General features: G+C 62.0%; 16 protein-coding genes and 2 pseudogenes. 9 read left to right on the forward strand and 9 right to left on the reverse strand.

Features of this window, described 5'->3' with window-relative positions:
- Window position 1 precedes the first annotated feature (1 nt).
- A complete protein-coding gene (locus FBY10_RS16680) occupies window positions 2-2152 on the forward strand; it encodes a lipase family protein (RefSeq protein ID WP_145337078.1) in 2151 nt (716 codons plus the stop codon).
- A gap of 9 nt (window positions 2153-2161) precedes the next feature.
- On the opposite strand, the gene codA is transcribed toward FBY10_RS16680, so the two are convergent.
- The 6 genes from codA to FBY10_RS16710 all read right to left on the reverse strand — a co-directional run bounded on the left by codA (window position 2162) and on the right by FBY10_RS16710 (window position 8313).
- A complete protein-coding gene (gene codA / locus FBY10_RS16685) occupies window positions 2162-3397 on the reverse strand; it encodes a cytosine deaminase (protein ID WP_131700023.1) in 1236 nt (411 codons plus the stop codon).
- Window positions 3398-3424: 27 nt separating this feature from the next.
- On the reverse strand, window positions 3425-4630 hold the full coding sequence (locus FBY10_RS16690) for a PucR family transcriptional regulator (protein WP_145337079.1): 1206 nt from the start codon (window positions 4628-4630) through the stop codon (window positions 3425-3427).
- The gene (gene codB / locus FBY10_RS16695) at window positions 4627-5889 is read right to left on the reverse strand and encodes a cytosine permease (protein WP_131700021.1); all 1263 of its coding nucleotides are present in this window, start codon (window positions 5887-5889) and stop codon (window positions 4627-4629) included. Before codB ends, FBY10_RS16690 begins: the two co-directional genes overlap by 4 nt.
- Before the next feature lie 190 nt (window positions 5890-6079).
- Window positions 6080-6703, reverse strand: a complete 624-nt coding sequence (locus FBY10_RS16700; RefSeq protein ID WP_145337080.1) for an NUDIX hydrolase — start codon at window positions 6701-6703, stop codon at window positions 6080-6082.
- Window positions 6704-6799: 96 nt separating this feature from the next.
- Complete coding sequence (queD, locus tag FBY10_RS16705) at window positions 6800-7156, reverse strand: 6-carboxytetrahydropterin synthase QueD (RefSeq protein WP_003237990.1); 357 nt, start codon at window positions 7154-7156, stop codon at window positions 6800-6802.
- Between the two features lie 77 nt (window positions 7157-7233).
- Window positions 7234-8313 (reverse strand): patatin-like phospholipase family protein, encoded by a 1080-nt coding sequence (locus FBY10_RS16710; protein WP_131700019.1) that lies wholly within the window; start codon window positions 8311-8313, stop codon window positions 7234-7236.
- A 193-nt stretch (window positions 8314-8506) separates the two neighbouring features.
- Here FBY10_RS16710 and FBY10_RS16715 point away from each other — a divergent pair, with 193 nt between their 5' ends.
- The 4 genes from FBY10_RS16715 to FBY10_RS16730 are packed head-to-tail and all read left to right on the forward strand — an operon-like array spanning window position 8507 to window position 11104.
- Complete coding sequence (locus FBY10_RS16715; protein WP_131700018.1) at window positions 8507-8809, forward strand: PepSY domain-containing protein; 303 nt, start codon at window positions 8507-8509, stop codon at window positions 8807-8809.
- Window positions 8809-9120: a PepSY domain-containing protein gene (locus tag FBY10_RS16720; protein WP_131700017.1), complete on the forward strand. Its 312-nt coding sequence runs from the start codon at window positions 8809-8811 to the stop codon at window positions 9118-9120. Before FBY10_RS16715 ends, FBY10_RS16720 begins: the two co-directional genes overlap by 1 nt.
- Window positions 9120-9788 (forward strand): response regulator transcription factor, encoded by a 669-nt coding sequence (locus FBY10_RS16725; protein WP_027603141.1) that lies wholly within the window; start codon window positions 9120-9122, stop codon window positions 9786-9788. Before FBY10_RS16720 ends, FBY10_RS16725 begins: the two co-directional genes overlap by 1 nt.
- Window positions 9785-11104, forward strand: a complete 1320-nt coding sequence (locus FBY10_RS16730) for a sensor histidine kinase (RefSeq protein WP_131700016.1) — start codon at window positions 9785-9787, stop codon at window positions 11102-11104. The genes FBY10_RS16725 and FBY10_RS16730 overlap by 4 nt, the downstream gene beginning before the upstream one ends.
- A gap of 77 nt (window positions 11105-11181) precedes the next feature.
- On the opposite strand, the gene FBY10_RS32175 is transcribed toward FBY10_RS16730, so the two are convergent.
- Window positions 11182-11937, reverse strand: a complete 756-nt coding sequence (locus FBY10_RS32175) for a methyl-accepting chemotaxis protein (RefSeq protein ID WP_371920978.1) — start codon at window positions 11935-11937, stop codon at window positions 11182-11184.
- A gap of 102 nt (window positions 11938-12039) precedes the next feature.
- Window positions 12040-13356 (reverse strand): annotated as a pseudogene (locus FBY10_RS32180) (HAMP domain-containing protein); the annotation flags it as partial.
- A 212-nt stretch (window positions 13357-13568) separates the two neighbouring features.
- On the opposite strand from FBY10_RS32180, the gene FBY10_RS16740 reads away from it, so the two are divergent.
- The 3 genes and pseudogenes from FBY10_RS16740 (at window position 13569) to FBY10_RS32190 (ending at window position 16629) form a co-directional block, all read left to right on the forward strand.
- Window positions 13569-14888 (forward strand): Na+/H+ antiporter family protein, encoded by a 1320-nt coding sequence (locus FBY10_RS16740; protein ID WP_167656660.1) that lies wholly within the window; start codon window positions 13569-13571, stop codon window positions 14886-14888.
- Between the two features lie 61 nt (window positions 14889-14949).
- Window positions 14950-15771: pseudogene (locus tag FBY10_RS32185) on the forward strand (cache domain-containing protein); the annotation flags it as partial.
- 102 nt (window positions 15772-15873) lie between these two features.
- Window positions 15874-16629, forward strand: coding sequence for a methyl-accepting chemotaxis protein (locus FBY10_RS32190; RefSeq protein WP_371920979.1), 756 nt, complete (start codon window positions 15874-15876; stop codon window positions 16627-16629).
- Between the two features lie 4 nt (window positions 16630-16633).
- On the opposite strand, the gene yegQ is transcribed toward FBY10_RS32190, so the two are convergent.
- The gene (yegQ, locus tag FBY10_RS16750; RefSeq protein ID WP_131700012.1) at window positions 16634-17956 is read right to left on the reverse strand and encodes a tRNA 5-hydroxyuridine modification protein YegQ; all 1323 of its coding nucleotides are present in this window, start codon (window positions 17954-17956) and stop codon (window positions 16634-16636) included.
- Window positions 17957-18117: 161 nt separating this feature from the next.
- Between yegQ and FBY10_RS16755 the strand changes: the two genes are divergently transcribed.
- On the forward strand, window positions 18118-19185 hold the full coding sequence (locus tag FBY10_RS16755) for an AI-2E family transporter (RefSeq protein WP_131700011.1): 1068 nt from the start codon (window positions 18118-18120) through the stop codon (window positions 19183-19185).
- The last annotated feature ends 2 nt before the right edge of the window (window positions 19186-19187 follow it).

A 19187-nucleotide genomic window follows, 5' to 3' on the forward strand; every position in this document is an offset into this window, starting at 1 on the left:
CATGACGATGGAACAATGGAAGCACCCTTTTTTTAAGGAAAGTATGCCCGCTTGCACATTGCATGGAGGTTGGCTGAGTTTTTGTCTAGTGGACGAATCAGGTGATGGAAAAGCCTATGGAGGGCTTAGATATGAGATTTTTGACAGCTCAGGGCAGCGGTACAAAGGGCATTTGAATGGGGAAGGGTTTGCCCGGCTGGAGGGGCAGTGTCGAGGTCCTGTCGTGCTGGTTTTAGATGCTCCATATGAGGTGGAGAGGGACTATTATTCAACATTGCGGCAGCGAGACAGCTATCCATTACCCATCACCGATCTTCAAGTCCGAGCTGAACAAACCCGCTTTTCAAATACCAATGGTCGACGAACCGAAAGCAATCCTGGACGACAGAACGCAGATCGGTTTTACCAGGTTGAAGTGAGCGACTTGGTTCGCCATATCGCGCATCTTCCCTCTGTGGAAGAAACGCCCCTGCGCCCCCCACGGCATGCATTGAAAATGATGGCTGATTTGGGATTTGGCCCGCCCCAGCCAACCTTGTCGGGTATCGTGCTGTTCCCCAGTAACCATACCGTTCTCGAAGTTCGACCGCTGCGGGCCCTGCGCCCGATGCTCTGCACTGAAGATAAGTTCTGTGCGTTGAACCTGTATCAGTTGGCCTTGTTTGCAGCGTTGAGTTACTGCGATTTTGGGCAGGAGCCGTCTGAGAAACCCGTTGATAAAGTCCATTTTCCGCTGGACCCCAGCGTTGGAAATCTGTTTGCCAAACAACTGTCTGGATACCGCGAAGCCTGGCGAGTTGATCCCGAGCAAACTCAGCGCTTTTACCCTCTTTATGAAGATGTCCCTTATTCCAGGCGCTTCGAAGTCCTGCCCTTCGACCCTGAGTTGTACCTGCAAAATCGCCCGGAGTTGGGGGCGAAACAGGAACACCCCGCAAGCTTGCACTTCTTTGATGATGAAAAGGACGGCACTGACACCCAGGCGTTCATCACCCATCACGATGAGGTGATCCTGATTTCAGTGCGCGGCACGTTCAGCACGGCCGACGCACTACGGGATGCAAACGCCCATCAAGTTGTATTCGCCGATGGTATCGGCAAGGTGCACGAAGGTTTCTATCAGGCTTATCGAGCTATGCGTGACTTCGTGCTGCGTTACCTCAGTCAATTTCACATAGGCCAACGAATAGTCATTTGTGGTCATAGCTTGGGCGGCGCAATTGCGTTGTTACTGGCCGAAGCGTTACGTCGGATTCCAGGGCGTAACTACAACATCCTCCTCTACACCTACGGCGCCCCCCGCGCCGCCGACTCTGAGTTCAACACCGGCGCCTCCACGTTGGTTCACCACCGCATCGTCAACCACAACGACCCGGTCCCCAGCGTCCCGGCCCCTTGGATGAACACCACCGCCAAACTCTGGATCCCCGGTGCCGTCACGCTATTCAGCGCCCCCACGGCCGGGGGCCTGTTGTTCGCCGCCGGCCTGGTGCGTATTGGCGGTAACCCCTACCAACACCACGGCGATCAACAGCACTTCATGCCGATCGTGCTCCCGGACGGTACGCATTCGTCCGTGCTGTGGAAGCCGGGCTGCGAGTCCATTGAAGAAGCCGGCCGCAACCGAGCATGGCAAACGCGCGGTGACATGCCCGATCGCGATGGCCTGATCAAGCAGTTGGTGCAATACAAACAGCATTTCATGACTGCCAGCTACATCCCGGCCGCCTGGGCGACGTTGCGTCGCTGGCAACAAGCTGTGGATAGCAACGGTCCTCTGGTGACCCAAAGGGAGTTTGAACTGCTCGACCATGCCCTTGCGGCCATGCGCAAACAACTGCAAGACAAGCGGCGTGAACTGACTCGACAGCGCCCGGCCAACGACCGTGCCTATGAATACCATGAGCCGCTGAACGCCGAGATCGACCGCCTGCACACCAGTCGCGAGCGCCTGCAAACCCTGCGCTGGCGTCGTCTTGAAGCGCGTGATGTGTATGGCAGCCATAGCCACTCCTCCAACCTGCAACCCAGTCTCAAGCGCTGGCTTCGCCATCGTGAAAACCAGGAGTTGCCTCAGGTCGCCAGCATCCCTCCCGCTGCGCAGAGTGAGCTGGGGAGGGCACAACCGCTGGATCTCGACTCAATCGTGTGATCGGCGTGCTTATACAAACTCCACCTGCGCCGGCTGGCGTTTCATCAGCACCTTGCCGTGGCGAATCGAGTACAGCGGTAGCCCTTGGCTGCGAATCACCTCGTAGTCGCTGTCGGCTGAGAGGATCAACAGGTTGGCCGGGCGCCCGGCCTCAAGACCGTAACGGTCACCCAGGGCCATGGCCTTGGCGCTGTTGTCGGTCACCAGGTCGAGGGCGCTTTGCAGGTTGCGGTAGCCGAGCATATGGCAGATGTGCAAACCGGCTTCCAGCACGCGCAGGATGTTGCCGTTGCCCAGCGGGTACCAGGGATCGACGATGGAGTCCTGGCCAAAGCATACGTTCATGCCGGCCTCCAGCAGCTCGTTGACCCGGGTGACGCCGCGGCGTTTCGGGAAGCTGTCGAAGCGGCCCTGCAGGTGGATGCTTTCGGTGGGGCAAGAGACGAAGCTGATCCCGGAGTGCCCCAGCAGGCGGAAGAGTTTGGCGCAGTAGGCATTGTCGTAGGAGCCCATGGCCGTGGTGTGGCTGGCGGTGACGCGGGCGCCCATGTCGCGGCTGCGGGCTTCTTCGGCGAGTACTTCGAGGAAGCGTGAATGCGGGTCGTCGGTTTCGTCGCAGTGCACATCCACCAGGCAGCCGGTGCGTTCGGCCAGGTCCATCAGGAACTTGACTGAACTCACGCCTTGGTCGCGGGTGTATTCAAAGTGAGGGATGCCGCCGATCACATCAGCGCCGAGGCGAATGGCTTCTTCCATCAGCTCGCGGCCGTTGCGGTACGACTCGATGCCTTCCTGGGGAAAGGCGACGATTTGCAGGTCGATCAGGTGCGTGCTTTCTTCGCGCACTTGCAGCATGGCCTTGAGCGCCGTGAGGTCGGGGTCGGTGACATCGACATGGGTGCGTACATGCTGGATGCCGTGAGCGGCGAGGGCCTGGATGGTTTTTTTGGCGCGGGTCCTGGTGTCTTCCTCGGTGATGGTGGCCTTGCGTTCGCCCCAGCACTCGATGCCTTCGAACAGGGTGCCGCTCATGTTCCAGCGCGGTTCGCCGGCGGTGAGGGTGGCATCGAGGTGAATATGCGGTTCGACGAAGGGCGGTATCACCAGGTTGCCGGCCGCATCCAGGTCATCGGCCGCCATTAACGGTGCTGTTGTTTGTGGGGTGATGCTGGCGATCCGGCCGTGTTCCAGGTGCAGATCATGCAGGCCTTCACGGTTGCGCAGGCGGGCGTTGATGATGTGCATGGGCAAGTTCCTCTTGGCTAAAAACAATCAGGCAGACAGCCGCCAGATCATCAGGGCGATGCCGATGTCCAGGCGGTCATAAGCGTTATCCAGCGTCAGCCCACACAGGGCTTCGATGCGCTGGACACGGTGTGTCAGGGTATTGCGGTGTACGGCCAGGCGCTGGGCGGCAGCCACAAGGTTACCATTCTCGTGAAACCAGGCTTCCAGGGTCGGCATCAGGCTGGGCCCGTGGTGCAGGTCGTGACGCAGCAGCGGGCCCAGGCGTTCATTGAGGAATTGGTCGAGCAGGGCGCGATCACGCACGCCGCTGAGCAGCTTGAGCACGCCCAGTTCGTCATACACGCACAGCCCGGCACGTTCGCTGAACCGTCGTGCCGCCGCCAATGCCTGGCGTGCTTCGTCCTGCGCCTGGGCCAGGTGCGCGGGTGGGTGTGCGGCGGCACTCAGGCCGATAAACAATTTCAGCGGTGCCAGGCGCAGGTTGAGCGGGTTCAGCCAACTGGCCAATTGTTGGCGATTGGCCAACGCCGTGACGGCATCCTGTGCCGGCAGCAGCAGGGTCCATTGCCCGGCGCGACCCAGTACCGGCAGCACCGCCGATAACTGACGCAAGCGTCGACTGATAGCGTCGTGTTGCCGCGCCAGCTGCGCCTCCACCTGTGCCGCGTCGCCTTGGGCAAACAGCAGCTCACTGCCTTCCACCTGCAGTTGGGCGACCTGCCAATGCCCGGCCAGTGACATGTTCAATTGCACGGCCCGATGCAGCAGCAAATCCAGGGATTGATAATCCCCGGTCAGCAAGCGCTCCAGCACGTCGTGCCGCGAGCGCCCCAGTTGTTCGGACTGGATCAGCGCCGAACCAATCGCCTGGGTCACCAGCACCATTTTCAGCGAGTAGGGCTGCTCGATCAGCGGCATGCCGGCGGCTTCGGCGGCGTCGAGCAAGCGCTGGGGAATCGCCTGGATATACGCCGCTCCCGTCAGGATCACCAGCCCGGCCACTTGGCGCTGGCAGGCTTCGTCCAGCAGTTGCAGGAGGTTGGCCTCATCCCGAGGGTGATTGATGCCGGTGACGAACACCAATTCACCACCCAGCACCCACTCGGCGATCCCACTGTTTTCCGCCACATAAGGCCAACGCACGACGTTATCCAGGGCGGCAGCGCCGGCGCGCAGGCGCATGGATTCCAGGCCCTGCAACGCCAGTACATCCGCAATCGTCAGGCTCATGCCCGGGCATCAGCCAAAGGTACACGCAGCACGGCGGTGAGTACGACGTAAGTCAGCGACGCGGCAGCGATGCCCACCAACGGCGCGACCCACGGCGAGTTGAACGCCAGCACGGTACCCACCGCATACGCCACCAGCCCGGCCCAGTTGAAGGCCGGCAGGCGTGCATCCGCCAGGCGCGGGTAGTGGCCGCGCCAGCGGTAGAAGAAGTCTGCCATGATCACCCCGCCAATCGGCGGAATCACCGTGCCCAGCAGTATCAGGTACGGCACCAGCATGTCGTACATGCCCAGCAACGCCAGCAAGGTGCCGATCACCGCACCCGCCAACGTCACGGTTTTGCGGCGTTTGGTGCGCAGCAGGTTGCAACCGGCCACGGCGAAGTTGTAGATGGTGTTGTCCTGGGTGCTCCAGATATTGAGCAGCAACATGGCCATTGCCGCCATGGCGAAGCCTTGCAGCAGCAACACTTCGACCACATCGGGCTGTTGGTAGACGATGGCGCCATAGGCGCCGATCAGCACCATCAAACCATTGCCGATAAAGAACCCGATCAGGCTGGCCAGCACCGCGACCTTGGCCGAGCGGGAAAACCGCGTCCAGTTGGTGGCCTGGGTGGCGCCGCTGACAAACGTGCCGAACACCAGGGTGATCGCCGTAGACACATCCAGCTCGCCGGTCGGCACCACCGCCAGCAGCCCATCCAGCCCGCCGACTTTCACCGTGGCGACCCACATCGACAGCAACAGCAACAGGCCCATGGCCGGCACCGCGATGTAGGAAAGAATCTCCAGCCCGCGATAGCCCACGTAGGCCGTGGCGCAAAACACCAGGCCGAACAGCACCATCAACGCCAGCACGCTGCCCTGGCTCAGCTCGAAATACTTGCCGAGCACCACGGCGGCCGTGGCGGTGCCCCAGGCGTACCAGCCGATCTGGGTGAAACCGAGGATCAAGTCACTGAGCTTGCTGCCCACCTCGCCAAAGCAGAAGCGGCCCATCAACACCGAGTTCAGCCCGCTCTTGAACGCGATGTAACCCAGGCCTGCGGCGTAGATACCCAGCAGCAGGTTACCCAAGGCCACCACGCCGAGCATCTCGGTGAAACTGAACGCCACCCCGAGCTTGCCGCCGGCAAACATGGTTGCGGTAAAAAAGGTAAAGCCCAACAGCACCATGGCGGTCGACGCCAGGCCCTTGCGCGCATGCATGGGGACTTCGCTTAAGGGGTAATCGTTGCCCGGTTCTTGCTGCGTCATGTCCGTGCTCCCTGAATGAGTGACGCAGGCCTATTGCACCGGGCGTGCCAAATCAGCGGCAGTGACAGGCGCACGGTCGGCGCTGTGCACTGTGCACAGTATTTATAGCCAAATAGGGGGGAACCGCAGGTAGGCGTGTTCGCTGTGCCCAATCGGGCACGAAAGCGGTGCAGCAGTGGTACAAATTGGATCAGTCGAACAGCGTCTGCGTGGTCTCGCCGCGATGAAAGGCAAACGCCGCCTCCAGATCACTTTCGATGGTGCGCCCACGGGACAGCGGCGGCAGGTCGTCGAGGGTAAAAAAGCCCACCTCGGTGGTCTCGAACCCGGCCACCGGCGCCAGTTGATCCACCCGGTCACACAGGAAATACAACTTGTAGAAATCCCGCACATCCGGCCGATACAACCCCTTGGCCTTGTGGGTGACGCTATACAGTGCGCGCGCAGTAACGCTCAGCCCGGCTTCCTCGCGAATTTCCTTGATGATGTTTTCCGCCGCCGACAAACCGATATCGGCATAACCACCGGGCAGCGCCCAGCAGCCGTCGGTGGCCTCGCGCACCAGCAGAATGCGCTCACCCTCGATCACCGCGCCACGCACGTCGATCATCGGCGTCGAATAGCGCTGGGCGAAATCCGAAACCAGCCCGGTGATGCGCTCCAGCGGCACGTTGCCCAGCTGCGCCAGCATGCTGTGGGCAATCTCGGCGATTTCTTCCAGGCGTTCGCGCTCGAAATCATCGGTGCAAAAGTGCAGCCCCGTGGAAGCCAATGCTTGCAAGCGTTTGGCTTGGGCCAGCCAGGTAGTTTCCATGGACATCTCCTCGGTGGCGAAGAAAGGGAAGGGTGGAAGGGTGCTACGGGAGGCACAAAAAAACCACCGCAAGGGTGGTTTTTTAACATCGCAGGCCTACTCGCCGCGATAGATGCAGCCACTGGTGCAGGTTTCGTGGATGCGGATCGCACTGAGTTCCGGCAACAGCGGTTTGAGTTCAGTCCAGATCCACTTGGCCAGCACTTCGCTGGTGGGGTTTTCCAGGCCTGGGATGTCATTGAGGTAGTTGTGGTCGAGGCGTTCGTAGAGCGGCTTGAAAATCGCCTTGATCTCCGAGAAGTCGCGAATCCAGCCGGTATGGGGATCCAGGTCGCCGCTCAGGTGGATCGCCACCTTGAACGAATGCCCATGCAGGCGCCCGCACTTGTGGCCTTCCGGTACGTGGGGCAGGCGGTGGGCGGACTCGAAGGTAAACTCTTTGAAGATTTCCACAGTATTTTTCAGCTCGGTCAGGTATCTGGCAGGCGGCGAGTTTAACAGCTTGATCCCATGCCGCGCATACCGCTGGGTCAAAGCGCCTGCAAGCGCTCGCCCAGGCCACCGTTATCGGCCAGTTGCAGAAACTCATCCCCCAGCCGCCGGCTCTCGCTCATCGCGGTTTGCCAGTACTTGTTGCGACTCGGGTCGTCGCCCATGAAGCGCTTGAAGTCGCTGCGGTCTGGCAGTTTGCCGTGGGGCAGGCGGGCCAGGTAGTCCTTGGACGGCGCCAGCAGTAACACATCCTGCAAGCCTTGCTGGTTGCTGCGCCGCCATGGCAGGCCCTTGTCGAACCAGCCGGGGATGACCCGGTCGGTGAAGTGCGGGTACAGCACGATGTCGTCGCCGTGGTAGGGCAGGTCGAGGTGGTAGTCCAGCAGGCCGCCGTCGCGGTAGGTGCCGGTGCCGGCTCCGGGCAGGTCGCGCACGCCTTGCATCACCATGGGGATCGAACCGGATGCCAGCAGCGCCTGGCGCAGGTTGCCCATGTCCAATTCAAGGAAGCGTGAGGGGAAATCCTTCAGCGGGTGCACCGGCGGTGCCTGGCGCGGGTCGTGGATGATCAGCCGCTCGAAATGCCGCGCCAGCCGCGCTCGGCCGCGCAGGTTGTCGGCAATCACCGATGACAGGCCCAACCCCAGGCGCCCGCGGTGGTCATCGGCGAGCAGGCCGTGGCTCTTGACCACCATGATGTTCAGTCGGTAGTCGGGGTTGTCCAGCACCCGTGCGTCGCGGCCGGCCAGCAGGTCGTCGAGCATGCGCTGGCAGCTGCGGCTGACTTCGGCCATGGTCACGCCTTTGGCAAAGCGTTGTTCGTTGTACAGGCGGCCGAGGTCCAGCAGGCCTTGCACCGGGTTGGGCAGGCAGGCGCTGGCAAACCGCCAGGAACCGATCGATGCACCGATCAGCGCACGCTCCCTTGGCGCACGCGGCAGCCAGTCGCCGAACAGCGCCAGGTCCAGGCCCTGGATCCCCAGCGCCTTGGGGCCGCCGGCCGCTCCGGGGAGTATGCCGACATCCGCAGGCTTGAGGCCCTGTTCGCGAATGCGCGCAAAGGCGCGTTTGCCGGCCTTGAGGGTCAGGGCGGGGAACTTGATGTGGATGGCTGTCATACCGGTCTCTGTTGAAGCGGGGTGTAGGAGCAGGCGTGCTCGCGAAAACGTTAACGATACCGCGTGAATCCTGAATAAACATCGTAGCCCGTCGCGCCTGCTGGAAATTGCCATGGTGGCAATTCAGTTTCAGTTAAGTTGCAGTAGCTACCGTGGCCGGTGTAGGAAAAACATCGTGTAACGGAGACTCATCATGAAACGCCTCACTGCTCTGGTCGCCGCCGCTATCATCGCCTCCACGGCGACTCAGGCCGGAGCCGTGTACCCCGACAAACCACTGACCGTGCCTGCCACTGTTACAATTGTCGCGTTCGACCAGCTCGAAGCCACAGCCCAGGCCTTGCATCCCGGCTCAACGCTGTTGGACACCGACCTGGACGAGGCTTACGGCAAGTATGTCTATGAAGTCGAACTGCAAGATGCCGACGGCATTGAATGGGAGGTCGAATTGGACGCGCTCACCGGGCAGGTTCTCAAGAATCATCAGGATACGTAATGAAGGTAAATTTACGCGCTGGCAGTCGAATGGCGTTGGTGCTGGTGGTGTTCTGCTCAGGCTTGCAGGCCCGCGACCTCAACCAGGATGAAGCCTTGGCGCTGCGCCAGCAGGGGGTGATCCTGCCCCTGGAGCAGTTGTTGCAGCAGGCCATGGCGCGGTATCCCGGCTCGCGCTTGCTGGAAGCCGAGCTTGAGAAGAAGCACGGCCAATATGCCTACGAAGTGGAACTGGTGACCACCGACGGCGTGGTTCGAGAGATCAAACTCGACGCCACCAACGGTGTACTGATCAAAGACGAGGAAGACTGATGCGCCTGCTCCTGGTGGAAGACAACGTACCCCTGGCCGATGAACTGCTGGCCGGCCTGCAGCGCCAGGGTTATGCCGTCGACTGGCTGGCCGACGGCCGCGACGCCGCGTACCAGGGCCGCAGCGAACCCTACGACCTGATCATCCTCGACCTCGGCCTGCCCGGTTTGCCCGGCCTTGAGGTGTTGGCGCAATGGCGCGCCGCCGCGCTGGCCACCCCGGTGCTGATCCTCACCGCCCGCGATTCCTGGGCCGAGCGCATCGAAGGGCTCAAGGCCGGTGCCGACGATTACCTGAGCAAACCTTTTCACCCCGAAGAGCTGCACCTGCGCATCCAGGCGCTGTTGCGCCGCTCCCACGGGCAGGCCAACCAACCCACCTTGCAAGCTGCTGGCCTGCACCTGGACGAAGGGCGCCAATGCGTACTGCGCGACGGCGACGAGATCCAATTGACCGCCGCCGAATTCCGCCTGTTGCGCTACTTCATGTTGCACCCTGAACAAATTCTCTCGAAAAGTCATTTGGCCGAGCACCTGTACGACGGCGAGACCGAGCGCGACTCCAACGTGCTGGAAGTGCACGTCAACCACCTGCGTCGCAAGCTCGGCCGCAGCGTGATCGAAACCCGGCGCGGCCAGGGCTACCGGTTTGGCGCCAGCCCTGCATGAAGTCGATTCAGCGCCGCCTGAGCCTGGGCCTGATCAGCGTGATGGTGATCGTCGGCGTGGTGTTGGCGCAAACCAGCCTGTGGTTGTTCGAGGCCGGTTTGCAACGCTACCTGGAAGCCGGGCTGCGCAACGATGCCGAGAACCTGCTGGTCGCCCTGGTACGCGGGCCCAACGGTGTACAGCTGGATGAACAGCGCCTGTCGCCGGCCTACCAGCGGCCGTTTTCCGGGCATTATTTCCGTATCGATTTTGCCGACACTCACTGGCGTTCCCGTTCGCTGTGGGACCAGGAATTACCCCGACTGCCGGAGGCCGGGCTCAAGGGCAACCTGCAACTGGGGCCGGAAGGCCAGCAATTGCTGGTGCTGCGTTCGGACTACAAGCGCTTTGGCCAATCGATTTCCATCAGCGTGGCGCAGGACTACACCCCTGTGCGGGAAAGCTTTCGCCTGATGCGTCGGATTGGCCTGGTGCTGGGGCTGGCGGCACTGCTGCTGGTGTTGTTTTTGCAGCGAGTCACCGTACGTCGTGCCTTGCGCCCGCTGGAAACCGCGCGCAATCAGATCGCCCAGTTGCAACAGGGCCAGCGCTCGCAACTCGACACCCAGGTGCCGCTGGAACTGGAACCACTGGTCGCCCAGATCAACCACCTGCTGGCCCACACCGAAGACAGCCTCAAGCGCTCGCGCAACGCCCTCGGCAACCTTGGGCATGCGCTGAAAACCCCGCTTGCGGTGCTGTTGAGCGCTGCGTCGAGCGAGGCGCTCAAGGATCACCCCGAACTGAGCAAACTGTTGCGCGAGCAATTGGAGCAGGTACAACAACGCCTCAACCGTGAACTCAATCGCGCACGGCTGGCCGGCGAAACCCTGCCGGGTGCTTTGTTCGACTGTGAAAAAGAACTGCCCGGCCTGCTCGCCACCTTGAACATGATCCATGGCGAACACCTGGACCTCAGCTACCACGTCGCGTCGGGCCTGCAATTACCCTGGGACCGCGAGGATTTGCTGGAGCTGCTCGGCAACCTGTTGGACAACGCCTGCAAATGGGCGGATGCCGAGGTGCGCTTAAGCATCAGCGAGACGCCGCACAGTTATCTGCTGGCGGTGGAAGATGACGGCCCCGGCATTCCCGAGGCCCAACGGGACCAGGTCTTCAGTCGGGGCGCACGCCTGGACGAACAGATCGACGGCCATGGCCTGGGGCTGGGGATCGTGCGGGACATTGCCGAGGTGTGGGGCGGGGTGTTGCAGTTGCAGGAGAGCGAGCTGGGCGGTTTGAAGGCATTGATCGAATTACCCAAACGCCATGGCTGACACACCGTAGATCAAAATGTGGGAGGGGGTTCGCCACAGAGGTAGTGGGCCCCCCCACATTGGACTGCCTTCGACCCTCAGACGCGGAACTGGTCCATTAACCCCTGCTGCTGATTCGCCAGGCTGTTCAACGCCTGGCTCACCCGCGCCGACTCATTGGCCTGTTCCGACAGCGATTCGGTCACATCGCGAATGGTCGCCACATTGTGGTTGATCTCTTCGGCCACCGCGCTTTGCTCTTCGGCGGCGCTGGCGATTTGCAGGTTCATGTCGCTGATCACCGTGACCGCATCGCCGATCTGGCGCAGGGCGGTGACGGCCTCGCCGACCTGTTCGACACTGCCCTGGGCCTGGCGGTAGCTGTTGCCCATGGAACCCACGACCTCTTCGGTGCCGCTCTGCAATTGCTCGATCACCAGGCGGGTTTCCTCCACCGACTCCTGAGTACGCCGTGCCAGGTTGCGTACCTCGTCGGCGACCACGGCAAACCCACGGCCGGCCTCACCGGCGCGGGCGGCTTCGATCGCCGCGTTGAGCGCCAGCAGGTTGGTTTGCTCGGCGATGCCGCGAATCACTTCCAGCACTGAACCGATCTTCTCGCTGTTGGCGGCCAGGCCTTCGACCTGGGCCATGGCGGTGCTCATGTCCGCCGCCAACTCGCCGATGTTGCTGGTGGTGCGGTCGATCACCGTCAGGCCGTCGCGGGTGGCCTGGTCGGCATCACGCGCGGCCTGGGCTGCCTGGGCGGCGCTGCGGGCCACGTCCTGGGCGGTGGCGCTCATTTCGTGGGAGGCGGTGGCCACCTGGTCGACCTGGCGGTACTGCTGCTCCATGCCGGCGCTGGTTTGTGTGGCAATCGCGGCGGACTGGTCGGCGGTGCCCCGGGCGTCCTGTACTGAGCGTTTTACTTCGGCAATGATCGGTTGCAGCTTGTCGAGGAAACGGTTGAACCAGCCTGCGAGTTGGCCCAGTTCGTCCTGTTTGTCGTAGGCCAGGCGGCGGGTCAGGTCGCCTTCGCCGCTGGCAATGTCTTCAAGCATATGGGCCACGCCGAGGATCGGTCGGGTCACGCTGCGGGCCATCAGCCATACCAGGATCAGGCCGATCACTGCGGCCAGCAGGCCCAAGCTCAACTCCAGCAGGGTGCCGCGCGTATTATCGGCGTCCATCTGGGTCTTGAGTGCTTCAGCCGGCCCGACCAGGACTTTTTCCGGCACATCCAGCAACACGCCCCATGGCTTGCCGTCGGGAATCGGCGCGAACGGCGCCAGCACCTTGAGCTGATGGTCGGTGCGCAGGCTGCGGATTTGTGTCCCGCTGGCCAATGCGCTGATCAATTGCGCGCCGCTTTGCGTATCGACCTGGTCCAGGCGTTTGCTCAACTGGCTGGCGTCCGCGCTATAGCCGGCGAGCAAACCGGTTGGGCTGAGGATGCTGACCTGGGTCTGGCCGTCATACAGCTTGTGGCTGGCCTGCTGGCTCACGGCCTGCAGGCTGTTGAGGTTGATGTCCACCGACAGCGAGGCGATCACCTTGCCATTGACCGTCAACGGAAACACGATGCTGGTCATCAGCACGTTTTGCCCGTCGATCACATAAAAGTACGGCTCGATCACGCACGGTTTGAGCGTGCTGCGCGGGCAGGTGAACCAGGCGTTGGCCGGTTCACCGCTGGGGCCGATGCTGGTGTCGGACATGTCGCTTTCCGGCAGTGCCATCGAGGTCAACTTGCCTGGTGTCGGCTGCGACCAGTACAGGGCGAAGCGGCCCTTGTCATTACTGCCCAGCTCCGCCTGGCCAGCGAACAACTCATCCTTGCCATCCAGCGCATTGGCTTCGAAGACCAGGGACAGGCCCAGCAGTTCCGGGTTGGCCTGCAGCGCGGCCTTGACCTGGCGGGTCAGGTCTTCGCGGGTGTCGAAGGCGTCGAGGAAGCGTTTTTCCGCTTGCTCGCGCAGGAACAGGACCTGGCGGGAAAACCCATGCCCGTATTGATAGGCGTCCATGAACTGCCGGCGGATGCCCAGTGCCTGCACCTCACCTTGGGCCTCGATGCGTGCCTGGGCCGCTTCATTGAGCATCTGCATGCTGGAGGCTTTGACCTGCTCGGAACTCTGCGCCATGCGGTACAGCGACAAACCCACCAGCAGGGTCACGATCCCCAGCAGGCACAGGCCGGCGAGCAGGGTGATTTTCCATTGAATGGAGAGCTGTCTGAGGGACATCGGTACATCCTTACCTGAAAAACACATAGAGCACGGTTATCGGCCGATCTGGAATTTTCTTTATTCAAACGATCAATTTAAACCTCAAGACGGCGCCGTTTTTTGACATGGCGCCCCGCCTGCTGCAAAGTGCGCGCCCTCTAATAAGACCTCCTTCAAGCCTGCACGCTGGCTGCCACCCGATGGTCGCCTGGGCGTGGGCATGCCTGTTTTTTATGTTTCTGCTTGAGGTAACCATGATTAACGCAGTCATCGCCGCGGTCGGCACCATGCTGGTGCTCAGCCTGTCCCGCGTGCATGTGGTCATCGCCATTATCGTCGGCGCCCTGGTGGGCGGCCTGACCGGTGGCCTGGGTATCGAGGCCACCCTCAAGGCCTTCAATGGTGGCTTGGGGGGTGGTGCGACCGTGGCCTTGTCCTACGCTTTGCTTGGCGCTTTCGCCGTGGCGATTGCCAAGTCCGGCCTGGCCCACGCCCTGGCGGACAAGGCCTTGCTGCTGGTCGACCGTCAGGAGGCCACGGGCGGCAACCACGTCAAATGGCTGCTGATCGGCTTGTTGTGGGTGGTCGCGATCGCGTCGCAGAACATCCTGCCGATCCATATCGCGTTTATCCCGTTGCTGGTGCCGCCCCTGCTGTATGTGCTGACCAAGTTGCAGTTGGACCGGCGCTTGATCGCCTGCGTGATGACCTTTGGCTTGATCACGCCGTACATGTTCCTGCCGGTGGGCTTCGGCAATATCTTCCTCAACCAGATTCTGCTGGCCAACGTGGCCAAGAGCGGCGTGGACATCAGCCAGGTCAACGTCACGCACGCCATGGGCCTACCGGCGCTGGGCATGGTGGTCGGGCTGCTGGTGGCGGTGTTTATCAGCTACCGCAAGAAGCGTGTGTATGACCTGGAGAACATCGAGCGGGTCGAGCAAGTGGCGGTGCAGTACAACCCGCTGACCCTGCTGGTGGCCGGCCTGGCGATTGCCTCGGCGTTCATCATCCAGTTGTGGCTGGACTCGATGATCATCGGTGCCCTGGCCGGGTTCCTGATTTTCTCGGTCTCGGGCATCGTGCGCTGGCGCGACACCGACGACCTGTTTACCGAAGGCATGAAGATGATGGCGATGATCGGCTTCATCATGATCGCCTCGTCAGGCTTTGCCGAAGTGCTCAAGGCTACCGGCGACGTGCGCTCGCTGGTGGAGGCCTCGGCGGCGTTCATCGGCCATAGCCGTGGTGTGGGGGCGTTGTTGATGTTGCTGGTGGGGCTGCTGGTGACCATGGGCATCGGCTCGTCGTTTTCCACGGTGCCGATCCTGGCGGCGATTTTCGTGCCGTTGTGTGTGCAACTGGGCTTCAGCCCGCTGGCCATCGTGTGCATCGTCGGCACCGCCGGGGCGCTGGGTGATGCCGGCTCGCCCGCCTCGGACTCCACCCTCGGCCCGACCTCCGGCCTGAATATCGACGGCCAGCATCACCATATCTGGGACACCGTGGTGCCAACATTCCTGCACTACAACCTCCCATTGCTGGCGTTTGGCTGGTTGGCGGCGATGACACTCTGATCTACAGATTCACCGGCGCTGGCCGATAACCTCTCAAGTCGCTTAATAAGAGAGAAAAGCCATGCGTCTGAGTCTGAAGGCCAAAGTCCTGTCCCTCGCCGTTGTACCGGTGTTGCTGTTCGCCGTGGTCATCAGCCTGACCACCGTGTGGATCCTCCAGGGGCAAGCGCGCAACGAGGTGGATGAAACCCGCCAGCGCCTGCTCAACAACGCCAAGACCACCCTGCAAAGTTATGTGGAAGTGGCCATGACCACCATCAAGCCGCTCTACGACGCGGCCGCGCCCGGGGATACGGCGGCGCGGGCGGAGGTGGTCAAGCTGCTGTCCAACACCAGCTACGGCAAGGACGGTTACTTCTTCGGCTACGACTCCGAGACCATCCGTCTGTTTAAGGGCAACAGCCCCGACGGCGTGGGCAAGAGCTTCAAGGACAACCGTGACCCCAACGGAGTCTACGTCAACCGGGACTTGGTCAAGGTCGGCAAGGACGGTAGCCACTACCTGCAATACAGCTCGACCCAGCCTGGCCAGACCGAGTTGGTGCCCAAGATGGGCTACACCGAATACCTGCCCAAGTGGGACATGGTTATCGGTACATCGGTGAACCTGGATGGCATCGAGGCCCAGGTAGCGGTGGTCGAGGCCAAGGTGGAAAAGCGCATGGAAGGCGTGCTGCTGAGCATCCTCGGCGTGGCCGTGGTGGTGTTGCTGGTGATCGCCGCTGCCGGCATGCTGCTGGCCAACACCATCCTGCGCCCGCTGCATCTTATGAAAGCCAACCTCGACGACATTGCTGCCGGCGAAGGCGATTTGACTCGCCGCCTGGCCATCACCAGCCAGGATGAACTCGGCGACCTGGCTGGCGCATTCAACCGTTTTGTCGACAAGATCCATGGCCTGGTGCGCCAGATCACCGAAATGACCACCCAACTCACCGGCCTGGTGAGCCAGGTGTCCGACCAGGCCCAGCGCTCGGAGCAGGCCATGGAACGCCAGCGTCACGAGACCGACCAAGTGGCCACCGCCATCAACCAGATGTCCTCCGCAGCGCAAGAGGTGGCGCGCAGTGCCCAAGGCGCCTCGGTGGCCGCGCAACAGACCGACGCAGAAGGCCAGGCTGCCAAGCGCGTGGTGGACGGCAGCATTGCGCAGATCCATGCGCTGGTGAATGACATCCGCAGCAGCGGTGTCTCCCTCGACAGCCTGAAGCAGGACGTGTCGTCGATTGTCAGCGTGCTCGGCGTGATCCGCTCGATTGCCGAACAAACCAACCTGCTGGCGCTCAACGCGGCGATCGAAGCCGCGCGGGCAGGGGAGGCCGGGCGTGGTTTTGCCGTGGTCGCCGACGAGGTGCGCGCCCTGGCCAGCCGCACGCAAACCAGCACCCAGGAAATCCAGGGCATGATCGACCGCCTGCAAAAAGGCACCGAAGCGGCCATGGATGCCATGCGCCGCTCCAGCGATGCCGGCGATGGCACCTCGGCCAAGGCCAACGAAGCCGGGGCGTCCCTGGACACCATGGCCCAGTTGATCGGCACCATCAACTCGATGAACGCGCAGATTGCCAGCGCCGCCGAAGAACAGACTGCCGTGGCCGAAGAGATCAACCGCAGCGTGCATCAGATTGCCGTGGCGGTGGACAGCGTGGCCGATGAAACCCAGTTGGGCGCCCAGACCTCGCGCAGTTTGGCGGACCTGGGCCAACGGTTGGGGCAATTGGTCGGTCAGTTCAGGATCTGAACCGCTACACGATGTCGCGCATCAACAGGCCAAAGCGCAGGTCCATCTCGGCCGGCAGGGGCACATACACCGTGTGCCCATCCCCCGGCGCCACGTCAATGGCTTCGCCCTTGGTGTTGTGCAGGCTGGCCAGGTCAAAGTGGAAGTTGCCGGCGGGGGTCATCAGTTCCAGGTGATTACCCACCGCAAAGCGGTTCTTCACCTTGACCTCGGCCAGCTCGCCACGGCGCTCGCCGGTCAACTCGCCGACAAACTGCTGGCGCTCGGACACTGAGCTGCCGTTCTGGTAGTTCTGGTATTCGTCGTGCACATGGCGGCGCAGGAAACCTTCGGTGTAGCCGCGCTGGGCCAAGGATTCCAGGTTGGTCATCAAGTTGCGGTCAAACGCACGGCCGGCCACGGCATCATCGATTGCCTGGCGATACACCTGGGTCGTGCGCGCGCAGTAGAAATGCGATTTGGTGCGGCCTTCGATCTTCAGCGAATGCACGCCCATGTGGGTCAGGCGCTCCACATGCTGCACGGCACGCAGGTCCTTGGCATTCATGATGTAGGTACCGTGCTCGTCCTCGAAGGCAGGCATGTGCTCATCGGGGCGATTGGCTTCCTGCAGCAGGAACACCTGGTCTGTGGGCGCGCCGATCCCCAGTGTGGGTTCCGGTTGATACACCTGGACTATATCGCCCGTGGCGTTTTCCACCGCCGGGGTGGCCTGGTATTTCCAGCGACAGGCATTGGTACAGGTGCCCTGGTTGGCGTCACGCTTGTTCATGTAGCCCGAGAGCAGGCAGCGCCCGGAATAGGCCATGCACAAGGCACCGTGCACAAACACTTCCAGCTCCATGGCCGGCACCTGCTGGCGAATCTCGCCGATTTCTTCCAGGGACAGTTCCCGCGACAGGATCACCCGGCAAATCCCTTGCTGCTGCCAGAACTCCACGCTGGCCCAGTTCACCGTATTGGCCTGCACTGAGAGATGAATCGGCATCATCGGGAAGTGCCGGCGCACCAGCATGATCAGCCCCGGGTCGGACATGATCAGCGCATCCGGGCCCATGGCGATCACCGGGGCGAGGTCCTTGAGGAACGTCTTGAGCTTGGCATTGTGTGGCGCGATGTTCACCACCACGTAGAACCGCTTGCCCAACGCGTGGGCTTCCTGGATGCCGAGCGCCAGGTTGGCGTGGTCGAACTCGTTGTTGCGCACCCGCAGGCTGTAGCGCGGCTGGCCGGCGTAGACCGCGTCGGCGCCGTAGGCGAAGGCGTAGCGCATGTTTTTCAAGGTGCCGGCGGGGGCGAGCAGTTCGGGGGCAAGGACGAGAGGCATGGGGATCGGGTCGCAAAAGGCCGCGAGCGTAGCCCAACGTGTGCCGGGCTTTATTGATCTGGGTCTACGCTTACCGCAACAAAGATGGCACTCCCGGGATTTGTGGTGGACTAAGCAGCTGGACGCAAACGCGCGGCCTGCTTTTTTGACATGGATCGGACATGAATCAAACCAACCTGCAATTCAAGACCCTGCTGTTACTGCTGGCCCTGGTGACCGTCGCCTTTATCTGGATATTGCTGCCGTTCTACGGTGCGGTGTTCTGGGCGGTGATCCTCGGCATCATCTTTGCGCCGATGCAGCGCCGCCTGCAGCAGCGCTTCGGCTGGAACCGCAACCTGACGTCCCTGACCACCTTGATGGTGTGCCTGGTGATCGCGATTCTGCCGGTGATCATTACCAGCGCGTTGCTGGTGCAAGAGGGCGCCACGCTCTACAAAAACGTCGAGAGCGGCAAGCTGGATGTGGCCGGCTATATCGAGCAGTTCAAGAACTTCCTGCCGCCCTATTTCCAGCACCTGCTGGACCGTTTCGGCATGGGCAACCTGGAAGGGCTGCGCGAGAAGATCGTCAAGAGCGCGATGCAGGGCAGTCAGTTCTTTGCGACCCAGGCGTTCAGCTTCGGCCAGGGTACGTTTGATTTCCTGGTGAGTTTTTTCATCATGTTGTACCTGCTGTTCTTCCTGCTGCGCGACGGCCCGGAACTGGTGCGCAAGGTACGCACGGCGGTGCCGTTGGCCGAGCCGCAGAAGCGCCGGTTGCAGCTCAAGTTCAATCGGGTGGTACGGGCGACGGTCAAGGGCAACGTGCTGGTGGCCGTGACCCAGGGGGCGTTGGGTGGTTTGATTTTCTGGTTCCTGGACATTCCCAGTGCGTTGCTCTGGGCGGTGTTGATGGCGTTTCTGTCACTGCTGCCGGCCGTGGGAGCGGGCATTGTGTGGGGGCCGGTGGCCGCCTACTTCCTGTTGAGCGGTTCGATCTGGCAGGGCGTGGTGTTGGCCCTGTTCGGCGTGTTTGTGATCGGCCTGGTGGACAACGTGCTGCGCCCGATCCTGGTGGGCAAGGACACCAAGATGCCCGACTACCTGATCCTGATCTCGACCCTGGGCGGCCTGTCGGTATTCGGCCTCAACGGGTTTGTGATCGGGCCGCTGGTGGCGGCGTTGTTCATGTCCAGTTGGGCGTTGTTTGTCGAAAGCAAGCCGCGGGTCAAGCTGCCGTTGCCTTGAGT

It is taken from the genome of Pseudomonas sp. SJZ103, assembly GCF_007828335.1.
Lineage (GTDB): Bacteria > Pseudomonadota > Gammaproteobacteria > Pseudomonadales > Pseudomonadaceae > Aquipseudomonas.